General features: G+C 30.6%; 5 protein-coding genes and 1 pseudogene. All 6 read right to left on the bottom strand.

Translation table 11 applies throughout. From position 1 onward, the window contains the following. Positions 1–1,112 (bottom strand): annotated as a pseudogene (locus A9G48_RS00450) (hypothetical protein); the annotation flags it as partial. 88 nt (positions 1,113–1,200) lie between these two features. Beyond that, entirely contained in the window at positions 1,201–1,959 is a 759-nt protein-coding gene (locus tag A9G48_RS00445; protein WP_065575642.1) for a hypothetical protein, read from the bottom strand. Between the two features lie 491 nt (positions 1,960–2,450). Then, a complete protein-coding gene (locus A9G48_RS00440) occupies positions 2,451–2,882 on the bottom strand; it encodes a hypothetical protein (RefSeq protein ID WP_065569335.1) in 432 nt (143 codons plus the stop codon). Beyond that, positions 2,866–4,179, bottom strand: coding sequence for a hypothetical protein (locus A9G48_RS00435; RefSeq protein WP_065575641.1), 1,314 nt, complete (start codon positions 4,177–4,179; stop codon positions 2,866–2,868). The genes A9G48_RS00440 and A9G48_RS00435 overlap by 17 nt, the downstream gene beginning before the upstream one ends. A gap of 144 nt (positions 4,180–4,323) precedes the next feature. Beyond that, positions 4,324–5,295, bottom strand: coding sequence for a hypothetical protein (locus tag A9G48_RS00430; protein WP_034945094.1), 972 nt, complete (start codon positions 5,293–5,295; stop codon positions 4,324–4,326). A 1-nt stretch (position 5,296) separates the two neighbouring features. After that, positions 5,297–6,597: glycoside hydrolase family 19 protein (locus A9G48_RS00425; protein ID WP_218057756.1), on the bottom strand; the 1,301-nt coding region annotated here is incomplete at its 5' end.

Genomic DNA, 6,597 nt, shown 5'->3' with positions numbered 1-6,597 from the left:
TCCCAGCAACTCACTTTCTTCACGCCTTCGCTTTTAGTTGATAGCCAACTTGACGATATAGTGGTATTTTTATCGTCAAGTACTTTTTCTATTTGTATCCATAACGTATCTTGCTCATCCACCGCTCGATTATTTCTTGTTTTAACCTTATTATCTCCCATATCAAGTAGTAGTGCTGTGCCAATATTATAATTGCTGCTCGTTAATTGGCTTGCTTGTAAGGGGTGTTTGCTCCATGCCACTGTATTTGTAGCTAATTCAATTTCACCATTAGATTTTGCTTTTTTTGCTATCTCCTGCGTATTTTCAATCCATAATGTTTTTTTGTCTGTTGCAGAGGTTTTAATTTCTATTTGTAACCAGTTTATATTGGTTTCTTTACTTAGCACTTTTATTTTAGTGCCTTTAAGTGGTGTTCCAACGGTTGTGTCTGCTTGACTTGGTAGTGTCAGTACTTTAACGCCTTTTGATATAGCTAATAGTGTTTTATCTTCATCGGCTAGTTTTCTCGCCTCTGCTTGAGTTTGGCTAATGTACTTTGGTAAGTCTTCACAGGTAAAACACTCAACATGTAAATTCGGTTGAAATTCGCTCCCTTTCATACCTTGTGCAAGCGGTAGGGTTTCTATATCAATATAATTCCCCTCTTTATCTTTTTTTTTATCAATCGCCTTATCTTGATTATGACCAATATGCCCAACTAAATCACCTGCTACAATTGGAAAAGGTTTATCTAATACCACAACCTCATTATATTTTTTACCTCTAATTATATTTTCAAGACAACCAAAATAAACGTATTTTTTCCCTGCTGGTAAAGGAATAGTGGGGTTTCCATCTCGAATCACTTCGATTAATTCAACAAAATTTTTCGGTTTTTTGGTACCGGATATTTTAATTTGAGTACCTTCAGGTAGCATGGAAATAATATTTTTTTTATTCTCATCCCTTATTCTTATCCCTCTGGATTTGGCGAAATTGCTATCTTTTCCAGTTATTTCAACTATCGGAACAGTGAGTGGTTTTTTAGTCTGATTGTAAATCCAACCGATAATTTTATTTCCCTTATAATCATAAGGTGTTAATTTAGGTATCGAACAATACCCTTCCACTAAAGACGAAACAGCATACCATTTATAATCTTGTTCATGTAAATGTATTTGTCTAATTTATTTCTCAAATAATTAGTGAATTTCATAATCAAAGTTTATTACAAGCATCAATAGCTGAACAATGAAGCCATTTTTTTATGACTTTATTTTTAGTGGTATTATACGCAATATAATAAAATGTATTATTCTGTTCCAATAAATGAACTATATCACCTCTCACTAAATACATTTTTGTTTGTTCATTAACTTCAGGTTTATTATATAAATAAGATTTCATGACTAAAGAATATGCATCTTCATAATTGATTTCATTATGCGTTTCAACACAATTCCCTTTTACCTTACCATTTTCCCATCCATCAATTCTAGGTCTTACTTTTTTAAATAAGCCATCGTTTTTAGTTAATTTATCTAAACTAATATTGGTTTGATGAGAACAATATTTTGCTATAAATTCTTCGTCTGATGACCATTGCTGTATCTCAAAGCTTACTTTATTAAGTGTATATAAATTAGTACGTTTATTTAATTCGATATCATAATAAATCTTAAAAACCCCTCTGTCAGGAAAAGAAGTCACAATTCTTATTAAATTATTTTCATCATAACGGCTTAATATTTTTTCAAAGCGATTACCACCATCCTCATCAAAACTTGGTATCTTTGTGATCAAATTATCATTATGATAAAGTGCAATAAAATCTCTGTTATTTTCCGTATCAAAAATTGCTTTATTAACCAACTTATGGTCAATATTAAATATCAATTTTTCAGCATATGCAGTCACGGAAAAAATAATTAAATAGATAGCGAATATAGATTTAAATTTTATTAATACATTCCTCATAACCCAAAATCTCTTTTAATCTGTTTGTATATTCAATACGTTCATTCAAATGATTGTATCCGCCATTAACCAAATATGTTACTTGCTCTATTTTGCACTTTCGCTAATTCCTTACTAAGTGCAACAATTTCGCTACCCGATGTGTTGGGATAGATTACATGGGGAACCTGAAGCAAAATAATTTACAGCACCATCAGCACGTATGGAAATAAAATGATCGGCATCATTTACAGGGTCGTTTATTTGGTGACAAAATTATCCATCATCTCTAGCTGGCAAATACACAAAATTGAAGATAGGATCTTGTTATTCCATGTACGAAAATCAATACCTTTAATTCCCTCTATTCCTATTACTCTTTTAAATGATTTATTGAAATTTTTGGCATGTACTTCTAATATGCCTTTGTTTGAAGATGTGTTGTCATTCCAGCCATATTAAGTTTGAGCTTCTACAAGTGTAAACAACTCAATGTTTTCCTACACCATTATTTATTCTGAAGTAGCAAGATCTTTTATATTTATTTTATGAAAATCCAAACATTGATTAAATTTTATTTCTAACTCTTTGTTATAAATAACTTTAACTGGATTTAATTCATCATATGTAATATTTTCCATGCTTTTTCTTTTATAGTTGTATTTTACCCAACCTAATACAGCCAACACACCTCTATTTTTATTTTTTTCAGTATCAGAGTCATAGACTTTGAAAAAAATTGAATCATCATTGACTGAAATATCATATAAATCGATAAGTAAGTTTTTCCTTGATGTTACTTCTGGAAGAAAATCACTAGTTTTAAGCATTTCTTCAAAAATGGATACACAATCGTTCAATTTTGCATTTGCATTACATGTTACGCTTAAAATTATCAAAATTTGTAAAACAAATATTATTGGAACTTTAATTTTCTTTTGCATTTTCTTCCTCTATTTTATTAACAATTCTTGGAATAATTTTATTTAATATATTTTTATAAGCTTCTTGAACAGCAGAATTTGTCGAATGCCAACGAGCATAATTACCATTATATTTATTAATATAAAAAACTAAATACTCCATTGCAGCTAACACAGAAGGGAAAATTATAAACTCTTTAGGTCTATCTTTTATTTGAGCATTTCCTCCCTGCTTGCTCAATCCAACATTTTCAAATAAATGTGTAGTTCCTATAGGAGTATAATTTGGATTTAATAAAAAGAACTCTTTATCCCAGCCATAATATGGAGGATAACCAAAAGACTCCATTCCTCCTGTTCCTGTCTTCTTATATTGTAAAGATTTAAAATGTGCAGTTTCAGAACGATACATTCTTTCAATTATTATTGCCATATCCTTACCATACTTTTCGTATATAGCCCTTAAAGCAAGTTCTGCATTTTCTAGAGTATAATTTCTTATAAGATTAATTTCCTCATTAAAATAACTCACCATAGCCAGCGGATGAATAAACCACGCCCTACCATCAGCGCTAAGCGTGGCAGGTGAAGCAGAGTCTGTTGGGATGACTTTGGTATCAGTTATGTTGGTATTTTCTGGATGTGTGCCGTTTGCTTGATTTAGCTTCGCTAAGCCTTTAGCGACATCATCCCACCATAACATTTTCTTGATTTTCTCTTTGGTTTTTTCCCAAACCATGACTTGTTGTTCTAATTTCTGCACTTGTGCATAAATTTTAATTTGTTCTTGGTTCAGCTTCTGCTTTGGATTACTTTTATAGTCTTTTGGAAACGTTTCAATTTTTCTTCTTAGCGCTTCAATCCCTTTTTTTACTGACTGTTGTTTGCTTGTTTCTAGCGTGTTGATATAAGCATCAAGTTTTGCTTCATCTCCTTTAGTTAAATAATCCAATACATTGCTGGCATTTTCTGTCATTTCACTATTTAACGCTTCCCATTTTGGCAATTTGTCTTCTGAATCAAGCTTGCCATACCATTCACTTTCATAATGGATTAACATGCGACTAAGTGCCGTGGCTAATACCGGCTTAGCAATAAGCCCTTTAAAACTGTCCGTTGTTATCATCGCATATTTTGGTGAGTTAGCACCGTATTGTTTGTCTAATATTGTTAATGTCTCTTTTATTGTTGGCGTGTATTGTTCTAGTGATGCATTATCCTTATTTCTGCTTAAGGTTTTTTTAGCACTAAGGTAAATTTCTTTCAGACTGGCATTTTCTTTAATTTGCTTAAAATCAAACCAATCCCAGCAACTCACTTTCTTCACGCCTTCGCTTTTGGTTGATAGCCAACTTGACGAAATCGTTATCTCGTTGAGCTGTTTTTCTATTTGAATCTATAAAGTCTCTTTATCATCCACTACTCGATTTATTCTTGCTTTTGAAATCCTATATATTCACTATTAATTAAAACTATCCAAAATCATTGGCTCAACAGTACTTGGATTACATTGAAAATTGTACAGTTGTATCTCTTTTCTTTTTATTTTAATACCTTCTTTACCTGGTTTTGTATCCACAACATAATCAATATCTTTATTAGCAAAAGATATGCTAGAATTTTTCTTGTCTTTATCCTCAATTACTTTTACTAACTCCAATTCTATTTTTGACTGAGTACCAAACCTATAAAACAAATTTGAATTAACATAGTTATAACATAATGATAATTTGCGATTTTTAATTTGGCATCCAAATGCATTTTTTTCATTTTTATCTTTATTACAAAGCGTCGTATTTTTAAAAAATATATTTTGGCTGTAAATATTAATGAGGTCTTTATGCTGCATTAAATTTAATTTTGCATAAAATTTATTTATCCAATCACTTGAAATATCGTTTACTAAGGTTGAATCAAATAAAAGTAATAAAAAATAATCAGGATAAGATAATTTAGTATTATTTATAAAGGATTGCTTTATTTTTTCTAAGAAAGTTGCGCTCAAGGCATCTATTTTATTATTAACATTGTCAATAGAATAATTAATGACTTGTCCCTGAGAATAATCCAAATTGATTTCCCCAAGTTTGATTAAATTTTTATCTATGCGGGTTAAATAAGTTATTTTAGCAGGACTTTCCATCCCTCCCAACTTATCAAAAATAGAAATCACCCCTAAATTTGAAGTCTCAATTGTTGGATTTCCTCCACCAACATAAATATAGCTATTGCTTGTTCCATTTATATTTAAATTAATTTGTGAAATATTGTCTTCTTTAGGGTTAATTAAACGGCAATAATTATATTTACCCTCAAAATAATCACCATTAATAAATTGACCCTTAATCTCATTTGATTTAGTTTCCTTACATATTTGAGCAAATAATGGAAAACTAAAATAAAACAATATAATAAAAACAAATAATTTTTTCATTTTAATCTCTGTTTTGCAAACTCATATAAAAATCATTTAAATCAGCTTCAACTTGGTTTACTTTATATGTATTATTTTTATACCATTTACTATTGATCATTGCACTAGTAGCAAAAGAATAATTATCAACTTTAATGTTATAATATACTTTGCAATTTTTGATACAAAATTTTTCATATAAAGTTATAAGGGCTTTATTTCTTTCTACAACATGATTATATCCACCATTTATAGCCATAGTGACTTTAAGAAAGTCATTATTTGCTGCAATATCATTTATATTCCCCCACGAGCTTCCTTGAATCCAATACCAAAATGCAGACCTTATTGTATAATCCAAATCGGAACAGATAAGATCTGGATTATCTTTAATTGAATTGTTTTTAATATATTTACCAAAAGATTCATAGTTATAGTCATGAGTAATTTGAATAAGACCTCTGCCATGATAATTTGAACCACCACTGTAATTGTTCCAATAGCTAGGTGTAGAACCATCTCTATTTTTATACTCTTCAGTAGTCTTAAAAAAGTCACTTTCACATAATATTTGTGATATAAAATGGGCTTTTTGCAAACAGCTTGTAACGTTATATTGAATAAAGTATAAATTCAGTTTTGAAAGAAATGTGCTTATTGATATATTTTTTAGTTCATTATTCATTTTATAAAATAATCCATTTATTAAAATATCCTCAGGTATAATAGATCTAAATTGATCTTCCGTTATACCTTTGTTACACATACAACTTCCATAATTGAATATTTGAGTTCCAATAGGATGAATAAACCACGCCCTACCATCAGCGCTAAGCGTGGCTGGTGGAGCTGAGTCTGTTTGGGTGGTTGTGGTATTGGTTGTCTCGCCATTTTCTGGAGACGTGCCTTTGGGTTGATTCAACTTAGCTAAGCCTTTAGCAACATCATCCCACCATAACATTTTCTTGATTTTCTCTTTGGTTTTTTCCCAAACCATGACTTGTTGTTCTAACTTCTGCACTTGTGCATAAATTTTAATTTGTTCTTGGTTCAGCTTCTGCTTTGGATTACTTTTGTAGTCTTTTGGAAACGTTTCAATTTTTCTTCTTAGCGCTTCAATCCCCTTTTTTACTGACTGTTGTTTGCTTGTTTCTAGCGTGTTGATATAAGCATCAAGTTTTGCTTCATTTCCTTCATTTAAATAATCCAATACATTGCTGGCATTTTCTGTCATTTCACTATTTAACGCTTCCCATTTTGGCAATTTGTCTTCTGAATCAAGCTTGCCATACCATTCACTTTCATAATGGATTAACATGCGAC

The organism is Gilliamella sp. wkB18, assembly GCF_001690875.1.
Classification (GTDB): Bacteria; Pseudomonadota; Gammaproteobacteria; order Enterobacterales; family Orbaceae; genus Gilliamella; species Gilliamella apicola_A.
Note: the sequence above shows the minus strand (reverse complement) of the source record. Positions and strands in the feature narration are given on the sequence as shown.

Excerpts from the sequence above, each read along its gene's own strand:
- A9G48_RS00440 (WP_065569335.1), bottom strand. The coding sequence starts at position 2,882 with ATGCAAAAGAAAATTAAAGTTCCAATAATATTTGTTTTACAAATTTTG.
- A9G48_RS00445 (WP_065575642.1), bottom strand. The coding sequence starts at position 1,959 with ATGAGGAATGTATTAATAAAATTTAAATCTATATTCGCTATCTATTTA.
- A9G48_RS00430 (WP_034945094.1), bottom strand. The coding sequence starts at position 5,295 with ATGAAAAAATTATTTGTTTTTATTATATTGTTTTATTTTAGTTTTCCA.